Origin of the sequence: Rouxiella silvae, assembly GCF_002093625.1 — a bacterium.
Taxonomy (GTDB): Bacteria; Pseudomonadota; Gammaproteobacteria; order Enterobacterales; family Enterobacteriaceae; genus Rouxiella; species Rouxiella silvae.
This window is the reverse complement of sequence record NZ_MRWD01000039.1, coordinates 20847-39223: the sequence shown is the minus strand read 5'-3', so window position 1 is coordinate 39223 and position 18377 is coordinate 20847. Positions and strand designations below refer to the sequence as shown.

At 52.1% G+C, this 18377-nt stretch carries 19 protein-coding genes; 5 read left to right on the top strand and 14 right to left on the bottom strand.

From position 1 onward, the window contains the following. Positions 1–130 precede the first annotated feature (130 nt). Together yidA and BS639_RS15995 are read left to right on the top strand one after the other, a co-directional pair. On the top strand, positions 131–946 hold the full coding sequence (yidA, locus tag BS639_RS16000) for a sugar-phosphatase (RefSeq protein ID WP_084983612.1): 816 nt from the start codon (positions 131–133) through the stop codon (positions 944–946). A 10-nt stretch (positions 947–956) separates the two neighbouring features. Then, complete coding sequence (locus BS639_RS15995) at positions 957–2234, top strand: DUF3748 domain-containing protein (RefSeq protein ID WP_084983607.1); 1278 nt, start codon at positions 957–959, stop codon at positions 2232–2234. 22 nt (positions 2235–2256) lie between these two features. Here the strand turns inward: BS639_RS15995 and BS639_RS15990 are convergent, their stop codons facing one another. Beyond that, positions 2257–2601: a YceK/YidQ family lipoprotein gene (locus BS639_RS15990; protein WP_084983606.1), complete on the bottom strand. Its 345-nt coding sequence runs from the start codon at positions 2599–2601 to the stop codon at positions 2257–2259. A gap of 344 nt (positions 2602–2945) precedes the next feature. On the opposite strand from BS639_RS15990, the gene ibpA reads away from it, so the two are divergent. Together ibpA and ibpB are read left to right on the top strand one after the other, a co-directional pair. After that, positions 2946–3356, top strand: a complete 411-nt coding sequence (gene ibpA / locus BS639_RS15985; protein WP_084983605.1) for a small heat shock chaperone IbpA — start codon at positions 2946–2948, stop codon at positions 3354–3356. Between the two features lie 127 nt (positions 3357–3483). Then, a complete protein-coding gene (gene ibpB / locus BS639_RS15980) occupies positions 3484–3927 on the top strand; it encodes a small heat shock chaperone IbpB (protein WP_084983604.1) in 444 nt (147 codons plus the stop codon). Positions 3928–4023: 96 nt separating this feature from the next. Here ibpB and BS639_RS15975 read toward each other — a convergent pair whose 3' ends face one another. The 13 genes from BS639_RS15975 to BS639_RS15915 form a co-directional block, all read right to left on the bottom strand. Next, positions 4024–5283 carry a valine--pyruvate transaminase gene (locus tag BS639_RS15975; RefSeq protein WP_055775486.1) on the bottom strand — a complete coding sequence of 420 codons (1260 nt, stop codon included), beginning with the start codon at positions 5281–5283 and terminating at the stop codon, positions 4024–4026. A gap of 208 nt (positions 5284–5491) precedes the next feature. Further along, positions 5492–6472, bottom strand: coding sequence for a glyoxylate/hydroxypyruvate reductase GhrB (gene ghrB / locus BS639_RS15970; protein ID WP_055775489.1), 981 nt, complete (start codon positions 6470–6472; stop codon positions 5492–5494). Between the two features lie 115 nt (positions 6473–6587). Then, positions 6588–7856 carry an MFS transporter gene (locus tag BS639_RS15965; protein WP_055775493.1) on the bottom strand — a complete coding sequence of 423 codons (1269 nt, stop codon included), beginning with the start codon at positions 7854–7856 and terminating at the stop codon, positions 6588–6590. 88 nt (positions 7857–7944) lie between these two features. Then, entirely contained in the window at positions 7945–8727 is a 783-nt protein-coding gene (locus tag BS639_RS15960) for a sugar phosphate isomerase/epimerase family protein (RefSeq protein ID WP_084983603.1), read from the bottom strand. Between the two features lie 228 nt (positions 8728–8955). Next, on the bottom strand, positions 8956–9993 hold the full coding sequence (locus BS639_RS15955; protein WP_084983602.1) for a LacI family DNA-binding transcriptional regulator: 1038 nt from the start codon (positions 9991–9993) through the stop codon (positions 8956–8958). Positions 9994–10153: 160 nt separating this feature from the next. Further along, positions 10154–10816: an OmpA family lipoprotein gene (locus BS639_RS15950; RefSeq protein ID WP_055775502.1), complete on the bottom strand. Its 663-nt coding sequence runs from the start codon at positions 10814–10816 to the stop codon at positions 10154–10156. Positions 10817–10990: 174 nt separating this feature from the next. Continuing rightward, entirely contained in the window at positions 10991–12220 is a 1230-nt protein-coding gene (gene fucP / locus BS639_RS15945; RefSeq protein WP_084983611.1) for an L-fucose:H+ symporter permease, read from the bottom strand. 148 nt (positions 12221–12368) lie between these two features. Then, positions 12369–12737, bottom strand: coding sequence for an L-rhamnose mutarotase (locus BS639_RS15940; RefSeq protein WP_233427686.1), 369 nt, complete (start codon positions 12735–12737; stop codon positions 12369–12371). Continuing rightward, a complete protein-coding gene (locus BS639_RS15935; protein ID WP_084983601.1) occupies positions 12734–13510 on the bottom strand; it encodes an L-fucose dehydrogenase in 777 nt (258 codons plus the stop codon). The genes BS639_RS15940 and BS639_RS15935 overlap by 4 nt, the downstream gene beginning before the upstream one ends. Next, entirely contained in the window at positions 13494–14378 is an 885-nt protein-coding gene (locus BS639_RS15930) for an amidohydrolase family protein (RefSeq protein WP_084983600.1), read from the bottom strand. The genes BS639_RS15935 and BS639_RS15930 overlap by 17 nt, the downstream gene beginning before the upstream one ends. Positions 14379–14403: 25 nt before the next feature. Next, positions 14404–15681, bottom strand: a complete 1278-nt coding sequence (locus BS639_RS15925; protein ID WP_084983599.1) for an L-fuconate dehydratase — start codon at positions 15679–15681, stop codon at positions 14404–14406. A gap of 50 nt (positions 15682–15731) precedes the next feature. Next, positions 15732–16574 carry a fumarylacetoacetate hydrolase family protein gene (locus tag BS639_RS15920; RefSeq protein ID WP_084983598.1) on the bottom strand — a complete coding sequence of 281 codons (843 nt, stop codon included), beginning with the start codon at positions 16572–16574 and terminating at the stop codon, positions 15732–15734. Positions 16575–16615: 41 nt separating this feature from the next. Beyond that, complete coding sequence (locus BS639_RS15915) at positions 16616–17356, bottom strand: SDR family oxidoreductase (RefSeq protein ID WP_084983597.1); 741 nt, start codon at positions 17354–17356, stop codon at positions 16616–16618. A 253-nt stretch (positions 17357–17609) separates the two neighbouring features. Here BS639_RS15915 and BS639_RS15910 point away from each other — a divergent pair, with 253 nt between their 5' ends. Beyond that, a complete protein-coding gene (locus tag BS639_RS15910) occupies positions 17610–18371 on the top strand; it encodes a FadR/GntR family transcriptional regulator (RefSeq protein ID WP_084983596.1) in 762 nt (253 codons plus the stop codon). Positions 18372–18377 lie beyond the last annotated feature (6 nt).

Genomic DNA, 18377 nt, shown 5'->3' with positions numbered 1-18377 from the left:
GAAAAGATTTATCCACGTTGGTCGAATTTTACAGGCAGGCAGCGATTCGCCTTTTTCCCTTTTTCTGCCTCGCTTTACGCAGCAGAAACGCGTTAGCATGGAAAAAAACGACATTAACTCTGAGGACGCTATGGCAATTGAATTAATCGCAATAGATATGGATGGCACGTTGCTCAATCCGCAGCATGAAATCACGCCTGCCGTGAAACAGGCACTGACCGCGGCGATTAAAAAAGGGGTGCATGTCGTTTTGGCGACCGGCCGTCCTTTAATCGGCATCAAGCGTTATCTCGAAGAGCTGGATCTGCAAAAAGAGGGATTTTACTGCATTTCCAACAACGGCGCGCTAATTCACAATGCGAAAGATGGCAGTATTTTCGCCGAAACAACGCTTAATTTCGCAGATTACCTTTATTTTGAAGGTTTGGCGCGTAAATTGGGCGTTGGCTTCCACGCGCTGTCGCACAGTGAGCTTTACACCGCGAATAAAGACATCAGCCCCTATTCCGTACATGAATCTTTTACCACCGGTATTCCTCTGCGCTATCGCAGCGTGGAACAGATGGATCCTGCTCTACGATTCCCGAAAGTGATGATGATCGATAATCCTGAACTCCTGGACGTTGCCATCAGCCAGATACCTCATGAAGCCAAAGAGCGCTATACCATCATGAAAAGCTCGCCTTACTTCCTGGAAATTCTCGATAAAACAGTGAATAAAGGCACGGGCGTGCAAAAACTCGCCGAAAAGCTGGGCATTCCACGCGAAAATATTATGACCTTGGGTGATCAGGAAAATGACATCGCGATGTTGGAATATGCCGGACTGGGTGTTGCGATGGATAATGCGCTGGACAGCGTTAAAGCGGTCAGTCAGTTTGTGACCAAAAGCAACACTGAAGACGGCGTGGCTTATGCGGTCGAAAAATTTGTTCTGAACGACTAAGGAAAAAAACGTGGCGGGTGAAAAGCAGTTAACTTTCGATGCGCGTGGTCATCAACTGACCAATATCAACGTCTGGACGGCAGACAGCCAGTGGATAGCCTACGACGTTCGTCCCAAAGGCAGTGAGTTCAGTGGATTAACCATTGAGCGCATCAATGTTAGCAGCGGTGAGATCGAAACGCTTTATCGCGCAACCGAGGGGGCGCACGTTGGCGTGGTAACCGTTAGTGCCGAAGTTCCGCCACGTTATGTTTTCATTCACGGGCCGGAAAACCCAGATGAAAACTGGAAATACGATTTCCATCATCGCCGCGGTGTCATTATTGATGCGGCAAACTCACCAATGCCCGCCACTCTCGATGCGTGTGATATTACCGAGCCTTACACCCCGGGTGCGCTACGCGGAGGATCTCACGTTCACGTTTTTAGCCCCGATGGCACCCGCCTCAGTTTTACCTATAACGATCACGTTATGCACCAATTGAACGTTGCGGAAGATCTTCGCAATGTTGGCATCGCGCTGGCTAACCGTCCCGTTGCCGTGGCGAAAAGCCACCCAAGGGAGTATGACGGCAGCCATTATTGTGTTTTGGTCAGTCAAACGACACCAACACCGCAGCCAGGCAGTGACCAGATAAATCGTGCTTATGAAGAGGGTTGGATTGGTCAGCAGGGTTACCTAAGAACTGATGGTCACCGTCAACGTTGGGCGTTGGCATTTATCGGCGATACGTTGTCGGCGCAGGGTAAAAAGCTGCCAGAAGTGTTTGTGGTGGATTTGCCGCAGGACGATGCCGCCTATACTCAGGCCGGGGAAGCGCCATTGCAGGGTACTTCGACCCGTTTGCCAGCGCCGCCTGCCAATGTTGTGCAACGGCGATTAACTTTCACCGGCGACAGGCCTTATCCGGGCATTGCGCTGCAGCCACGCCACTGGTTGCGAGCCTCCGCGGACGGAAGCCAGATTGCCTTCTTGATGAGGGATACCGAGGGTGTGGTGCAGCTGTGGCTTATCTCTCCCGAAGGCGGCGAGCCACAGCAAATAAGCCAGGCTTCGTCGGATATCCAGTCGGCATTTAGCTGGCATCCCCAGGGAGGAAAACTGGCGCTGGTATGCGACAACTCGGTGATGCTGCTGGACGCGTCCAGCGGCGAAATGCGGCGTTTAACCGCGCGTACCGACGTGCCGCCTATTGCCGATGCTGTGGTGTTTTCACCCGATGGCAACCGCGTGGCTTACATGCGTGAAATATCAGGATTTAATCAGATATTTATCACATCTATTTAAGATTTTAAGGCAGCAAAAAACGTTAGTTTGCGGCAGTCATCGGCGGAACGTGATTGATATCAACGCCGTGGCTGAGCGCCAGGTTATGCTCTTCGCTTGCTTTAATTTTGTCGAGCGTGCCCTTTTTGTCGCGATTATAATAGTCGTATGGCAGCATCAGGGTGTCGAGTGCCGCACTGAACGGCAAGTCGAGGATCAGCAGCGGCGTCATGGCCCAGCTGGTTTCATCACTTTTAATCATTCTCACGTCGGCTTTTGCACCCGGATAATACCCTTGATACTCCCCCGTATGGCTCATCACGCTTGAACAACCGCTTGCCATAAAAACGCATCCTGTCGCGACAGGCAATAATAAAAATCTCTTCATCTTTAAACTCATCTCTAACTGTCGGACTGAGGATGTTTCGTAAAAAACCTACAAGAACAGGTTCAGAAAGTGCGTTTAAAATTGTAGTCCCTATTTAATAAACTATCGTTAACCTGGGGTAAATATCTTAATGAAATCAGGGAAAAATTTGCTATAACTCGCAATATTGTCAGCATTCATTTTAATTTTTTTCTTCTGGCAACTTGAAAAGTGACTTTTCATCGCCATTTTTATCATACGACGCAGGAAAAGAATACGCCGTCAGGGTATTTGTGCGTTATCGGCCGGTCCTAAAGGACGGTCAGTCTACACCCTCGCTACACTATTTTTAGGAGGCAGTTTTAATGCGCAATTTCGATCTCTCCCCACTGTATCGCTCGGCGATTGGTTTTGACAGATTATTCAACTTGATTGAATCTGGGCAAAATCAGGGCGGCGGATATCCTCCGTATAATGTTGAACTTGTTGATGAAAATCACTATCGCATTGCTATTGCGGTTGCGGGTTTCGCCGAGTCTGAATTAGAGATAACGGCACAGGATAATTTGCTGCTAGTTAAGGGTGCACGTGTCAACTCACCGGCCGAGCGTACCTATTTATATCAGGGTATTGCCGAGCGCAATTTTGAACGTAAATTCCAACTGGCTGAGCACATTCAAATAAAATCGGCCAATCTGGCTAACGGTTTACTTTATATTGATTTACAACGCATTGTGCCTGAATCATCAAAACCTCGGCGCATTGATATTATTTGATTTATTAAAAAGCTTTCAATTAAACCCAAAACTCTGTTGAGCTCGCCGTAAGGGGGCTAAGCCGCGGCATTGTCGCCAAGGTAGCACAGAGAATGTAAACATCTCGCTTCATAGAAGGAGTTAATATATGCGTAATCACGATCTTTCCCCACTTCTGCGTCAATGGATTGGATTTGATAAGTTGGCCAGTTCATTGCAAGGCGGAGAGCCCAGTTTCCCACCGTATAATATTGAGAAATCAGACGATAATCATTATCGCATCTCTCTCGCGCTCGCCGGATTCAAACAAAGTGATTTGAATATTGAGGTTGAAGGGCCGAGGTTAACGATAAGCGGAACGCCCGCCGTCGACGAAAAGAAAGTAGAATATTTACATCAGGGGCTGGTGTGTAAAGCCTTTACGCTGAGTTTCACGTTGGCAGAGCACATGCAGGTTTCGACGGCCGAGTTCGTTAATGGGCTGCTGCACTTAAGTCTGGTGCGTAACGTGCCTCAGGCACTTCAGCCGCAGCGTATTGCCATCGGTAACGGTGTCGATGCAAAAGCGGCGTTGGAAAGTAACCTGGTGTAATGCGCTGCTAAGCAAAATCAAGCCGGTATAATGAGCCATAAAAAAAACCGGAAGCCCCTCTCGGCGCTTCCGGTTTTTGTTTGTTTGCGTGCAGATTCAGGCGTCGCGGTGTTCCCGATGCGCGCGTTCAACTTCTTCGGCGAGAATAGCCACGCCGCGCTCAATTTGGCTGGCTTCCGGCACATAATTCATGCGCATACACTGCTGGGTGTGCGCCCACGGATGCTCCAGCCCAGGGAAGAAATAGTCGCCGGGTACCATCAGCACGCCGCGCTTTTTAAGACGCTGATACAGCACTTCGGTAGTGATTGGCAAATCTTTGAACCATAGCCAAAGGAAAATCGCGCCTTCTGGCTTGTGGATCAGGCAGCGCTCTTCCGGCAAGTAACGGCGCAGCGTGGCGAGCGTCTCCTGCACGCGCTGCAAATAAAACGGCTTGATGACCTCTTCGGAGAGGCGCAGCAAATCGCCGCGGGCAATCATCTCATTGGCCATCGCCGGGCCTACGCTGCCGGGTGACAGACTGATTATCCCGTTCATATTGCTGATGGCTTTAATGGTTTTCTCGTCGGCAACCACGATACCGCAGCGCGAACCCGGCAGGCCCAGTTTCGACAGGCTCATGCACAGAATAATATTCGGGTTCCACAGCGGTGTAGCTTCGGTAAACACGATCCCTGGGAACGGCACACCGTAGGCGTTATCGATAAGCAGGGGGATATTGTGCTGCTGCGCCAACGCGTCAAGACGAATAAGTTCGTCGTCGGTTAATACGTTGCCGGTTGGATTCGTTGGGCGCGACACGCAAATCAGGCCGATATCTTTACCTATATGCAAATGGTCAAAATCGACGTGATATTTAAACTGACCTTCTGGCAACAGCTCAATATTTGGCTTGGCGGAGACAAACAGCTCTTCGTCTACGCCCGCATCGGCATAGCCCAGATACTCGGGCGCCAGCGGGAACAGCACTTTGCTTAACGAGCCGTCGCTGCGTCTACCGGCAAACAGGTTAAACAGGTAGAAAAAGGCGCTCTGACTGCCGTTGGTTAACGCGATGTTATCCGCAGTAAGCTCCCAACCCTGCTCTTCGCTGAGCATTTTGGCCAGCGCGTGACGCAAAACGTCTTTACCCTGCGGACCATCGTAGTTGCACAGCGCTTCGGTGAGTTTGCCTTCGGCCAGCATATCGCCGAGCAATTCCTGAAAGTATTCCTGCATTTCAGGGATTTGAGCCGGGTTACCGCCGCCGAGCATGACCGCTCCAGGCGTGCGCAGTCCGTCGTTCATATCGCCCATCAGGCGGGTTATGCCTGAGAAACGGGTAAATTTTTCGCCAAAAACAGAAAACGTCATAGCAGGATTTTAGTGTTATCAAAAAGTGACGACCACCTTAACGCCTGCGCCGAAGCAGTGCAATCGGATGAAGACACTAAGAGAGAATTTGCATTGGGCGGGGTGTAAGGGAGTAATAAGGGCGTGGCACAAAACCGACAAGCGGTTCCGAGCCACGCCTTCTCTCGGCCTCTGCAAAACAATATCTGCGGAGGCAATCAGAAAGAAATCAGGATTTCTTCAGGTCTTTACCATTGACACAGAACTCGTTGGTCTCGTTTGACAGTGCAGTGATGATATTTTCTACCGCCAACGCATCCATGTCATAGCGGGTTTGTGCCGTTGCCGAACCGATGTGCGGCAGAGTGACGACGTTATCCAGCTTCAGCAGGCCAGAATCTTTTGGCATCGGTTCTTTTTCATAAACGTCCAGACCTGCGCCGTAGATGGTGCCGTTTTGCAGTGCTTCAATCAGTGCCTGCTCGTCGATGACCGGACCGCGACCTGCGCTGATCAAAATGCCGGTAGACTTCATTTTGGCGAACTGTTCTTTTCCGATGATGTGGAAAGTCTGGTCGCTGAGTGGAAGAATAACCACAACAAAATCAGACTCTTCTAGCAACGTATCCAAGTCGCACTTGCGTGCACCAAAACGCTCTTCGGCCTCGCTGTGCTGGCTGCGTGCGTTGTAAAGAATCGGCATGTCGAAGCCGAGATTCGCACGCTGTGCCACGGCCAGACCAATGCGGCCCATGCCGATAATTCCCAAGGTTTTATGATGCACGTCGATGCCGAACCAATCGGTGGGTGCATTGCCGTTCCACTCACCCGCTTTTGTGCGGTTGGTGAGTTCAACGACGCGGCGTGCGGTTGCCAGTACCAATGAAAAAACCAGGTCGGCAACGGTATCGGTGAGTGCAGCCGGGGCATTAAACAATGGAATGCCGCGACGGGTGAGTTCCGCCACGTCAAAGCTGTCGAATCCGGCGGAGGCAGTTGAAACGCCACGCAGGCGGGGCGCATTATCGATTAGCTCTTTATTGATAGGCCCGCCGGAGCCAATCAGGCCATCAGCCTGTTTCAAAGCTTCATAAACCTGAACACGGTTTTCGGCGTTAATACCATTGAATTCAACGACTGAGAAGTGTTGCTCAAGACGCTGATGCAGGTCGGCGGCAATTTTTTTGTAGAGAACAATAGACGGCTTCATTACATACTCCATCAAGCTAAAGATTAGTAAGAGACTCAATTAGTCAGGCTGTTTTTACTGTTTATTAAGGCTAATTTTCTTTCACACTGGCGCATTGATTAAAATAGAGACTATTTCAATGAGCCTCAAGCGGCGTTGCTGTTTTTTCCGGTTTTACCATCAGGGTCAGACCAACGGACGCCAGTAGAGAGACGGCCATAAAAATGAACGATGCCGCCGGACTCCCGGTGCTGCCGTTCAGATAACCCACAAACCAGGAGCCAAAAAATGAGCCCAGAGCGCCAAGGCTGTTGATCAACGCCATCGCGCCACCGGACACATTTTTGGGCAACATTTCGGGAATAATGGCGAAAAATGGCCCATAAGGTGCGTACATTGCTGCACCAGCGACGACCAGCAAGCCATACGAAAGCCAGAAATTATGCTGACCGATGGCCCAGGATCCGAAAAATGCGATGGCACTGATAAGCAGCAATGGCCAGATGAACAGCTTGCGATTTTGCATTTTGTCGGACGCCCACGAGACCACAATCATGGCTATTGTGGCGGCAAGATAGGGTGCGGAAGAGAGCCAACCCGCTTCGACCATGCCCATTGATTTTCCGGCACGCAGAATCGAGGGCAACCATAAAACGAAGCCATAAACGCCGATACTCCAGGTAAAATACTGTAGACACAGCAGGATGACATTACGCGAGCGAAACGCCTGCCCGTAGTTGGCAACGGCCTTGATATTTTCTTGCTCTTTCGCCAGCGCGTCGGCTAAGGCTTGTTTCTCCTCCTTGCTTAACCAATTGACCTGTTCCGGCTTATCTTTCACCAAAAACCACCAGAAAACGGCCCAGATCACCGCCGGAATACCTTCAAAGATAAACATCTCGCGCCAGCCGAAGGCGTGAATGAGGTAGCCGGAGAGCACGGACATCCACAGTACCGTGACCGGATTACCCAAGATTAGAAAGGTATTGGCCCGTGAGCGCTCAGATTGGGTAAACCAGTTGCTGATGTAAACCAGCAGAGCAGGCATCACCGCGGCCTCAACAATGCCCAACATGAAGCGGATAACCGCCAGCAGGGGGATGCTGTTTACCATGCCGGTTAAGGAGGCGAAGCCGCCCCAAAGCAGTAAACACCAGAACACCAGCTTTTTAACGCTGCGGCGCTCGGCATAAATTGTTCCGGGGATTTGGAAGAAGAAATAACCGAGAAAGAACAGGGCACCGAGCAGGGAGGACATACCCTTGGTGATGCCCAGATCGTCATTAATTCCGGCGGCGGAGGCAAAGCTGAAGTTAGAACGGTCAACGTACGCCAAGCTGTAGGAAATAAAAATAATGGGCATAATAAACCACCAACGCTTGGCGGCTAATTTTACCTTACTCATTTATCACCTCTTTTCCCGAGCATGTTTTGCTATTTCGCGTTTTATGACGGCACTTTATTGTGATAACACTCATCTTGCCTCCTGTTTATTACTGGGCTTCCGCGGCTTCCTTACGCAACAAATCAACGTAGTAACGCGTCACGGCAGTCAGGTCATCGCCTTCCAGTGGGAACTCGATACCGCGCGGCGCTGAGCGAGGTAATGCGGCCAGAACCGGTTTCCAACTCCCGTCGCTGTCATCAAGCGCGACGGCGTGAAGCTTGCCATTACGTTCCTGCGCGGCTTTAACGTGGACATAGCTGACGTGTTCGCTCAACGTTTTAGCAGCTTCCAGCGCATCCTGACCCACCCACAGCCAGTTGGCCATATCGAAGGTCATCGCAACCGGAAGATGCAACGATTCGGCGGCGAAGAAAAAGGCGTTCATCGGATGAAGAATTCCGCCGTCTGGCGTTTGATCGTTTTCGACCACCACTTCAACGCGGTGTTGTTTAACCAGTACTTTAAGCGCGGTGAGATCTAGCCCCGGCTTGAAGTTACCGAGGGCAATTTTCAGTTTATGCGCACCCAAGCTTTCTGCTTCGCTTAAAAAGTCCGCCAATGATGGGTTGACTTCGCCACCCGGCAGAAACAGAGATTCAGGAACGGAGTAAAAGGCAATCAGCCCGTGCTGGCGTATTTTTTCTGCCAGAGCATCCAGATGATTGATTTCACCTTCGACGAACAGCTCGCGGCGGATCTCTACGCCGTCGGCGCCGGACTCGGCAATATGTTTAAGTAGCTCAGCCTGGCCGCCGAGGTCTTTGACTGTCTGATAACCATAAGCTGCTGTAACAATAACTATTTTTGCCAAATTCTCTGGTGTCTGCATGCCAATAATCCTTAAAGCGTGGTTGTTTTTTAGACTTGAAAGAAAACCTGATAGCGCGGTAAACCCGATAGTTAAAGGTAGGCCAATTTTCGCCGAAGGCGAAGAAGCTGTTAACATCACATTAACTGGAACCGGTACCAATAGAAAGTTCGCTAACAGGAAAACATAATCTCGTCCTTGAAGAACGAGATCAAAGTCACGGTTTCGGCGTAATGCATTGAGGAGGGATTAAAGGGGATGAGTGGAGCCTCGAACGATCAACTCACCGGAAAACGCGTGTTCACGAATGGGTTCATCACTGCCCTGAATACGTTTGACTAACTGATTAAGGGCCGCGAAGCCCATTTCATAGGTAGGTTGCTTCAGCGTAGTAATACCGACCCCCGCCAGCTCGGCCCATTCAAGGTCGTCGAAGCCCAGCAGGCCAATGTCTTTTCCCCACACCATGCCGATTTTGCGCATGACGCGGGCAATCACCAGCGTCAGTGCGCCATTGACTGAGATAACCGCGCGGCGCTTATCAGGATGGCGTGCCGAGAAGTCTTGCAGCAGTTTTTCAAGCCCCTGACTGTTACTCAACTCGACTTCACCCTGTTCGGCAAACTTTTGCGGCTCTTTCTGCATCTGTTTTAGGAAAGTATGCAGCCTGTCGAGGCGGGTATTAATGGTCACGGGTTCGCTTAAAAATAAAATCGCCTCAAATCCCTGTTTCAGCAAATGCTGCGTGACCTCGGTGGTCGCTTCGGCATTGTTCAAGCCAATGACATCACAGGAAAAATTGGCCACTTTACGGTCAATCAGCACCATCGGCAGCTGAGACTGTTGCAAGGATGAAATAGCATCCTCGCGCATGCCTACGGCGTTCACCACGATGCCGTCTACGCGATAACTGCTCAGCAACTGCAAGTAGTGTTTTTCCTGATTGATCTCATTATTGGTGTTGCAGACCAGCAGCGTTAACCCTTGTTGACGGCAAGCCGCTTCAACGCCGCGCATCACTTCTACCGAGTAGGGATTAGTGATATCGGCGATGATCAGCCCAATAAGGCGCGTTTCCCCACTTTTTAGACTGCGGGCCATCTGGCTCGGCTGATAGTCCAACAGGGCTATCGCCCGCTCAATACGTTCTTTCAATGCGTCGGAAAGCAGGTGCTGTTCCCCGTTTAAATAACGCGAAACGCTGGTTTTTCCGGTTTTGGCGGCGCTGGCCACGTCCCTGATGGTTGCTCGAGGGGCGGGTGTCTGCGATGTCTTAACCCTGCTCACGTTTACTCTCCTGTGATGGTCGCCAGTTAACCTGTTGCGATAATAGAGAAAAAGGTTATTTCTGGATATTCGAGACTAGCACAGAGCGGCGAGGCAAAGCAGTGTGGATTTTACAGGGAAATGAAACCGGCAATGTCTTGCCGGTTTTTTAGAGAAAATATTACTGCATTGGGCTGAGCGTTATTTCTACACGACGGTTCTGCGCCTTGCCTTCCGCCGTTGCGTTGGAGGCAATAGGATTGGCCGGGCCTGCGCCCGAAGTGTGTACGCGACTGCCCGCCACGCCTTGGGTAATCAACGCACTGCCTACGCCGTCAGCACGCTGTTGGGACAGCCTCATATTCAGCGCCTGGCCACCGGTACTGTCAGTGTAACCGACGATATTAACGGCAGTTTTCGGATACTCTTTCAGCACCATCGCCACGCCGGTCAAGGTATTGGCACCGGCCGGTTTCAGCGTGCTGCTGCTGCTGTCGAAGGTCACATTATTTGGCATGTTCAGCACAATATTGTCACCCTGGCGGGTTACGCTAACGCCGGTGCCCTTCATTTTGTCGCGCAGCTTCGCTTCCTGCACGTCCATATAATAGCCTGCGCCGCCGCCGAGAGCTGCACCCGCTGCCGCGCCAATTAATGCGCCTTTGCCGCGGTCATGTTTTGACGAAGAAAGCATGCCCACGCCTGCGCCCAGAGCAGCACCAATGCCGGCTCCGATCCCCGATTTCCCTGCTTCAGACTCACCGGTGTAAGGGTTGGTCGTACAGGCAGACAGGCCAAGCGTAAGACACAGCGTACTGGCAATAACGAGAATACGTTTATTCATTTTTATTCTTCCCTTGGGGTTATTTCTTCATGGTGCGATTGCTGCACTCTTTATGCGAGAAAGGCGCAAAATTAGCACTCAGATAAGTCTGCTTATAGGGTAGGAAAAGGGGAGTGTCTACACAGATTTACCGGCCCACGGGATCTTGAGCCGGTTTATTTATCAAATTGACCGCTATTGCGCTCGCTGACGTAGCCCGTAAACCAGTACTACGGCAAAACAGATGAGCGGTAAGGAATACGAGAGGGCGGTTGAGTAATGGTCGGCAATGGCACCCATCAGGTAAGGCATGATGGCCCCGCCCACAATGGCCATGATCATTAGCGAGCTGGCACGTTTGGTCTGCGAACCCATGTTTTTCACGCCCATCGCAAAAATAGTCGGGAACATGATCGACATAAAGAAGAACACGGCCACCAAGGCAATAACCGAAACATTATCGATGCCGGCGACGACAATGCCGCACAGCACGATATTTATCGCCGAATAGATAATTAGCAGCTTGGCCGGTTTAACATAACTCATTAACCAGGTGCTAAAGAAGCGGCCGACCATGAAACTTATCAAGCCAATCGAGAGCAGATAAGAGGCGTTCTGGTTCGATAACGTGTGCCAGTGCTCAGTGGTGTAATTTATAAAGAATGCCCCGACGCCAACCTGTGCCGCTACGTAGAAAAATTGTGCGATCACTCCGCCGGTGAAATGTTTGTGCTGCCACAGCCCTTTTTCAAGCACCTGACTCTGCGCCGACTCCTGCTCGCGAATATCCGGCAGGCGAGTACGACCAAAGAGCAGGGCTATCAGCAGTACCAGCGCCGCAATGGCCACATAGGTGATTTTAACGGAGGCTAACCCGTCTTGTGCCGCACCCTGTTGTGCGGAAAAAAACAGCGAGCCGCCAATAATTGGGCCGATAAACTGCCCTAATCCGTTGAAAGATTGCGAAAGGTTAAGCCTTCTCTCTGCGCCCGAAGGGTCGCCCAGCACCGTGGCATAAGGGTTGGCCGCAGTTTCGAGGCAACCAAGCCCTAAGGCAATCACGAATAATGCGAACAGGAACATCGCGAAGCTGCTGGCCGCCGCCGCCGGTACAAACAGCAGAGCGCCCAGTGCGTAGAGGCAAAGTCCGACTAAAATACCCGCCTTGTAGCCATAGCGGTCCATAAAGAATCCTGCGGGCAGGGCGATAATAAAATAGGCACCGAAATAAGCGGCCTGCAGCAGGCCAGACTGTGCTTTATTAACGTGTAGCACTTCCTGAAAGTGTTTATTTAATACGTCCAGCAACCCATAGGACAATCCCCACAGAAAAAACAGCGTGGTGACGAGAGTAAAGGCCACGCGGAAATTGGTTTTTGGCTTTTCACCGCTGTAGGGCCGAGTTTCGGTTTTGTTGGCGAGCATGGTGCGTTCCTCAGTATCTGGTGCCTGCATCTCATTAAGCGCGGGCATTAATTCAATGATTCAGCCTGTTACGACTGGTTTTTTATGTCAGATAGCTTGAATACCAATGTTCATGTAGGTTTCGGTAAAGACGTTTTTAACGCTGCTGTTATGACCTCGTTTGCTCCTGCAAGGAGAACAGACTCTCCATCGCCACCCATTTTTCTCCTTTCGGTGTCCACGGCGTGGCGCGCTGATATTTCCACATCAGCGCTTCCCACTCGCAAACCTTGGGGTTTTCCTGGCTACGGCGTGAAAATATTGCGCTGTCGAAGGCGGCGCTGGTTTCCATGATCATGAAAAGTCGGGTGCCCAGCCGGTAAATCTCCATGTTTAGAATGCCTTGCTGGCGCAGGTGCTGGGCAACCTCCGGCCAAATATGCTGATGATATTGCTGGTATTCGGCGATGAGCTGCGGGTCATCAACCAGGTCCAGTGCCTGACAATAGCGGCGCGTTTCACCGCGAGAGGCACTCACGTTAGCGCCCGATCGAGGTGGGTGTAGCCGCCGTCGACAGAAAGCCATTGGCCGGTAGTGTGTGAAGCGCGCGAGGAGAGCAAAAACACCACGGTATTGGCAATCTCCTGCGGCGTGGTCATGCGCTGGCCCAGCGGAATGTGCGAGGTTATTTGCTGCAGCTTTTTCTCCGGCTGGTCGAAGCTTTTTATCCAGCTTTCATACAGCGGTGTCATGACTTCAGCTGGAATAACGGCGTTTACGCGAATGTTGTCTTTGAGCAATGAGGCCGCCCATTCGCGAGTTAGCGCCAGAATACCGCCCTTGGCCGAGGCGTAGCCGCTGGTGTTGCCCTGTCCGGTCAGTGCTGTTTTTGAACTGATATTAACGATGGAACCCTGAGAGGCGCGCAGAGCGCCGAGGCACAGATGGGCCATCAAATAGTAGTGGATCAGGTTTTGCTCCAGCGAGCGCACAAACGCCTCGCGCCCTGCCTCAAGGCTCACGCCGTCGTTGGCACCGGCATTGTTGACTAGCCCATCGATTCTGCCGTGGCACGCCAGCACCTTTTTCACCGCGGCGGCGCAGCTTGCTTCATCACGCAGCTCGGTAATAATAAATTCTGCCTGTGGCTGAAACTGACGCAGTTTATCGAGCAGCGCCGCTGGTGGCTCACTGTTGCTGATGATAATCGGCACAGCGCCTTCTTCTGCCAGCGTCAGGGAAATGGCCGCGCCGATCCCGGAGCCACCTCCGGTGACAAGCACCACTTTTTTATCAAGATGCAGATTCATGACTGACTCCCGTTAAATCTGAATGTAATGCATAAATTTTGCAGGCGTTGCCGCCGAAGATGGCGTCTCGTTCCGTGGGGCTGAGCGCCTCTGTTGCCTGCTGACAAAGAGACTTGCCGTTCCCATAGTCACCGGCCAGCAAACACACCGGCCAGTCGGATCCGAACATCAGACGCTGGCTGCCGAAAAGTGAGAGCGCCGCATCAAACCACGGCAGCAGATCGTTGGGCGCAAAGCCTCGGGGCCTTGGCTCGGTCAACAGTCCTGAAAGTTTACAACTGACGTGTGGCATCGCCGCCAGAGGTTTAACCTGTTTCACCCAGTGCGCAACACCCTGACTCAGGTCGGGTTTGCCAAAGTGGTCGAGCACCAGATAATGCCTGTCGTGGCGACCCGCAAAGGTGGCCAGCGCGTCCAGATGTTGCTGATTAACTAACATTTCATAGACATAGCCTTGCCTTTGCACCTGCTCGACGCCGCGACCCACCGCCGAATTCGCCAGCCAGTCGGCCGGCGAGGCCTCGTCCTGAACCTGATGACGCACGCCGCGCAGCAGCGGTTGCTGTTGCAACAGCGCCAGTTGGCTACCCAGCGCCGAACCGGCGATATCGACCCAGCCCACCACCGCTTTTACAAAATCGTTTTCCTCTGCCAGATTGAGCAGCCAGCGCGTTTCGTCAAAACGTGAACAGGCCTGAACCAACACCGACCCTTGTATGCCATGAGCGGCTAGCTGAGGTATGAGATTTTTGGGCAATAAATCCTGCTTAAGCACCGTCATCTGGTCATTTATCCAGCGATAGTTTTCCGGGCTGTAGCGCCAGAAATGCTGGTGGGCATCGATTTTAGGGACAGCAGAAACGCTCATCAAACCCTCTCCTTATCCTTGGCGTTCAGGCACGGTGGCGATACTGTTCGATTGAAGATGGGTGCATCTCAATCGAGAAACCGGGTGCCTGCGGAGGCATATAGGCCGCGCCTTTGATGTTGCAAGGGTGCACAAAATGTTCGTGCAGGTGGTCAACGTACTCAATGACTCGTCCTTCGTGGGTTCCGGCAATGCACAGATAATCGATCATCGACAGATGCTGCACGTATTCGCACAGTCCTACGCCACCGGCGTGTGGACAAACTGGCAGATTGTATTTCGCCGCCATCAGCATCACCGCCAGCACCTCGTTAACTCCGCCCATACGGCAGGCGTCAATTTGCACCACGTCAATGGCCTCGCGCACGATGAACTGCTTGAACATAATTCGGTTTTGGCACATTTCGCCGGTGGCGACTTTAATGGGCGCCACTGCCTGACGAATGCGGCGATGGCCTTCAATATCGTCAGGGCTGGTGGGCTCTTCGATAAACCACGGTTTGGCAAAGGCCAGCGCGTTGACCCACGGAATAGCGTCGTTGGTTTCCCACACCTGATTCGCATCGATCATCAGTTTACGCTCAGGGCCAATTACCTCGCGGGCAATGCGCACTCGGCGAATATCGTCCTGTAAATCACGACCCACCTTGAGTTTGAGATAGTCAAATCCGGCGTCGACGGCTTCCTGACACAGGCGGCGCAGTTTTTCGTCGGAATAACCCAGCCAACCGGCAGAGGTGGTGTAGCACGGATACCCCTGCGCCAGCAGTTTCTCAAGGCGCTGCGCCTTGTTATCACTGCGCTGCTGCAACAAGGTCAGCGCCTCCTCTGGGGTAATACAGTCGGTGATGTAGCGGAAATCGACGCAGCGCACCAACTCCTCGGGCGACATCTCGGCTACCAGCTGCCATAGGGGTTTGCCCACCGATTTACTCCACAGATCCCATACCGCGTTGACGACCGCGCCCGTTGCCAGATGCATGGCGCCTTTATCTGGACCAATCCAGCGCAGTTGGCTGTCGCCGGTAAAATCACGCCAGAACTGGCCCATATCGGCGGTGATAATGGCTAAATCACGCCCGACCACCAAGTGTTCGAGAGCGGAAATAGCGGCACAGCAAATCTCGTTGCCGCGGCCAATCGTGAAGGTCAGACCGTGCCCGCTGAGTGCCGGATTATCTGTCTCTAAAATGACATAGGCCGCTGAATAATCAGGGTCTGGATTCATGGCATCCGAACCATCGAGCGCCAGTGAGGTGGGAAAGCGAATGTCTTCAACGCGCAGTGCGGTGATCGTTGTCATGGGCTACGACTCCATTACTAAGGGGAAAATATTGCTATCGTTCATGCAAGTCAGGCCTGTACCGTTTTTTGGCGCTGTTCGCCGAGGCCTTCAATCCCCAGACGTATTTCCTGTCCGGCGTGCAGATACACCGGCGGCTTTTGCCCCATTCCCACGCCAGGAGGCGTGCCGGTAGAAATAATATCCCCGGCCTGAAGGCTCATGAAACGGCTTAAATAGCTGATAATTTGAGGAACTTTAAACACCATAGTGTCGGTATTGCCGTTCTGATAGCGCTTGCCGTCAACTTCCAGCCACATGCTCAGGTGATGCGGATTAGCAATCTCGTCGGCAGTCACCAGCCACGGGCCGGTAGGGCCAAAGGTGTCGTGTCCTTTACCTTTGTCCCAGGTGCCGCCGCGTTCGATTTGAAATTCGCGCTCGGATACGTCGTTGATCACGCAGTAACCGGCTACGTGTGACAGGGCATCTTCTTCGCTGATGTAGCGTCCGCCAGTGCCAATGACCACGCCCAGCTCGACCTCCCAGTCGGTTTTTAGCGAATCACGCGGAATTTCGACGTCGTCGTTTGGGCCTACAATTGCGCTGGTCCACTTATTAAAAATCACCGGTTCTTTGGGGATTTCAGCGCCGGTTTCAGCGGCATGGTCGGCATAGTTCAGACCGATGCAGATAAATTTTCCGACCTTACCGACGCAGGCACCGATACGCGGATTTCCTTCAACCAGCGGGAGGCGGTGAACGTCGAGCTGGCGAAGTTTGTTTAGCGTGGCGGGCAGCAGAAACTCACCGCTGATATCCTCAACGTGCATCGAGAGGTCGCGCATTTTTCCCTGGTCATCCAGCAATGCCGGACGTTCTTTGCCGGGTGGGCCGTAACGTAACAACTTCATATCGCGATCCTTATAAGTTTAAGCCATTCAATTAGCTAAAATTAATTGCTCCAGCCGCCGTCAATGATCTGCACGGTGCCGGTGGTGTAGGAGCTGGCGTCGGAGGCCAGATAAAGCGCCAGTTGCGCGATTTCACTGGTTTTACCGATGCGGCCAATCGGCTGGCGTGCCACAAAGGCCTGATAAACCTCGGTTTCGCTGCGGCCTTCGGCTTTAGCCTGCGCGGCAATGCGCTGGTGCAGAGAAGGTGACTCGACCGTTCCCGGGCAAATGGCGTTACAGCGAATACCGCGGGTAACATAGTCGGCTGCAACTGAACGGGTGAGACCAATCACCGCTGCTTTTGAGGCGCTATAGGCAAAGCGGTTAGGCACGCCTTTTATGCTGGAGGCGACCGAAGACATGTTGATGATTGAGCCGCTGTTGCGGGCAAGCATGGCGGGAATAAAAGCGCGGATAGTGTGAAACATCGCCGTAACGTTGAGGTCGAGCGCAAACTGCCACTCCTGCTCGCTACAGCTTAAAATATCGCCGCTGTGAACCACCCCAGCGCAGTTAAACAGCACGTCCAGCGTGCCTATTTCGTCGGCGGCATCTTTAATCGCCAGCGCGTCGGTCACATTGAGCCGATAGGCGCGAATGCCTGGAATGTCTTTAAGCGAATCTATGTTGATGTCCGTCGCAATGACATCTGCGCCTTGTTGTGCAAAAAGGGTGGCGGTATTAAGGCCAATCCCCTGTCCGGCGGCAGTTATCAACACTTTTTTGCCTGTCAGGTCCATCATAACTCCTGTTTTTAGCGTTTTTTGCGGGGGATTTTCTCTCGTTTTTCTCCTCATAAAGGTCTAATGGTCAGGCCATTAAGGAGAAAAAAAAGCGCGTTAAGCAGGATTCTTTTGGTAAGATATCTAAAAGATTTCAGCTTAAAACGCCTTTTCATTTGATTAGATTTCACACATTAAAAACAAATCGGCAACAAAATTTTCTAAAAAAACGTAGCTGAATCGCTTAATCAAAAATGACCTCAGGTGACCTATGCCGATTAAAAAGCTCGAAAATCCTAGAATTTATAGGCAGATAGCCGATCAACTGAAAACGTTAATTGATAATAAAGAATTTCCACCCGGAAGCCGCCTGCCGTCGGAACGGGAACTGGCCAGCCAGTTGCAGGTGAGTCGAGCTTCGGTGCGCGAGGCGTTGATTGCTTTGGAAGTGATTGGACTGGTCGATGTGAAGGTGGGGAATGGCGTCATTGTCTGTGATTCGTCGGCGGGGAGATTGCCGCCATCACAGGAACCGGTGATGGCGTTGGCAGGCCGTAATCAGTGGGCCGACGTCGATGACGAACTCAATATCGAGCTTGATTTCACCGCCGAGCTTCCCCCTTTTTCACTGCTGCAAACTCGACGTTTAATCGAACCCGAGACCGCTGCACTGGCCGCGCGCCACGCGTCAGATGAGCAACTTGCGGCGATCAGGCAGGCTTATGAGCAGAACTGTCGCGACAATCGGCAAGGTTCGGCTACCCATCCCGGCGACAGACTGTTTCATATTCGCATCGCCGAGGCCAGCAGTAATCCAACCTATGCGTTTATCATTGCCCACCTATTGGGGCACCGCTACGGCACGATGTTTCGCAGCCTGCAGTTGCACTACACGACACAGGACATGCCTCATCGCTCGGAGGTCGAACATTTGGCTGTCCTCAACGCCATTGAGGCACGCGACGCCCGCGGCGCTAAAAAGGCCATGAAAGAGCACCTTGATGCAGTCATCGCTATATTTGGACGTGGCTGATTTAGC

Bases quoted from the DNA above. Each gene is read 5' to 3' on its own strand.
- ibpA (WP_084983605.1), top strand. From the start codon at position 2,946: ATGCGCAATTTCGATCTCTCCCCACTGTATCGCTCGGCGATTGGTTTT.
- fucP (WP_084983611.1), bottom strand. From the start codon at position 12,220: ATGCTCGCCAACAAAACCGAAACTCGGCCCTACAGCGGTGAAAAGCCA.
- BS639_RS15965 (WP_055775493.1), bottom strand. From the start codon at position 7,856: ATGAGTAAGGTAAAATTAGCCGCCAAGCGTTGGTGGTTTATTATGCCC.
- BS639_RS15930 (WP_084983600.1), bottom strand. From the start codon at position 14,378: ATGAGCGTTTCTGCTGTCCCTAAAATCGATGCCCACCAGCATTTCTGG.
- BS639_RS15920 (WP_084983598.1), bottom strand. From the start codon at position 16,574: ATGAAGTTGTTACGTTACGGCCCACCCGGCAAAGAACGTCCGGCATTG.
- BS639_RS15960 (WP_084983603.1), bottom strand. From the start codon at position 8,727: ATGCAGACACCAGAGAATTTGGCAAAAATAGTTATTGTTACAGCAGCT.
- BS639_RS15910 (WP_084983596.1), top strand. From the start codon at position 17,610: ATGCCGATTAAAAAGCTCGAAAATCCTAGAATTTATAGGCAGATAGCC.
- ghrB (WP_055775489.1), bottom strand. From the start codon at position 6,472: ATGAAGCCGTCTATTGTTCTCTACAAAAAAATTGCCGCCGACCTGCAT.
- BS639_RS15915 (WP_084983597.1), bottom strand. From the start codon at position 17,356: ATGGACCTGACAGGCAAAAAAGTGTTGATAACTGCCGCCGGACAGGGG.
- BS639_RS15925 (WP_084983599.1), bottom strand. From the start codon at position 15,681: ATGACAACGATCACCGCACTGCGCGTTGAAGACATTCGCTTTCCCACC.
- yidA (WP_084983612.1), top strand. From the start codon at position 131: ATGGCAATTGAATTAATCGCAATAGATATGGATGGCACGTTGCTCAAT.
- BS639_RS15990 (WP_084983606.1), bottom strand. From the start codon at position 2,601: ATGAAGAGATTTTTATTATTGCCTGTCGCGACAGGATGCGTTTTTATG.
- BS639_RS15935 (WP_084983601.1), bottom strand. From the start codon at position 13,510: ATGAATCTGCATCTTGATAAAAAAGTGGTGCTTGTCACCGGAGGTGGC.
- BS639_RS15950 (WP_055775502.1), bottom strand. From the start codon at position 10,816: ATGAATAAACGTATTCTCGTTATTGCCAGTACGCTGTGTCTTACGCTT.
- ibpB (WP_084983604.1), top strand. From the start codon at position 3,484: ATGCGTAATCACGATCTTTCCCCACTTCTGCGTCAATGGATTGGATTT.
- BS639_RS15975 (WP_055775486.1), bottom strand. From the start codon at position 5,283: ATGACGTTTTCTGTTTTTGGCGAAAAATTTACCCGTTTCTCAGGCATA.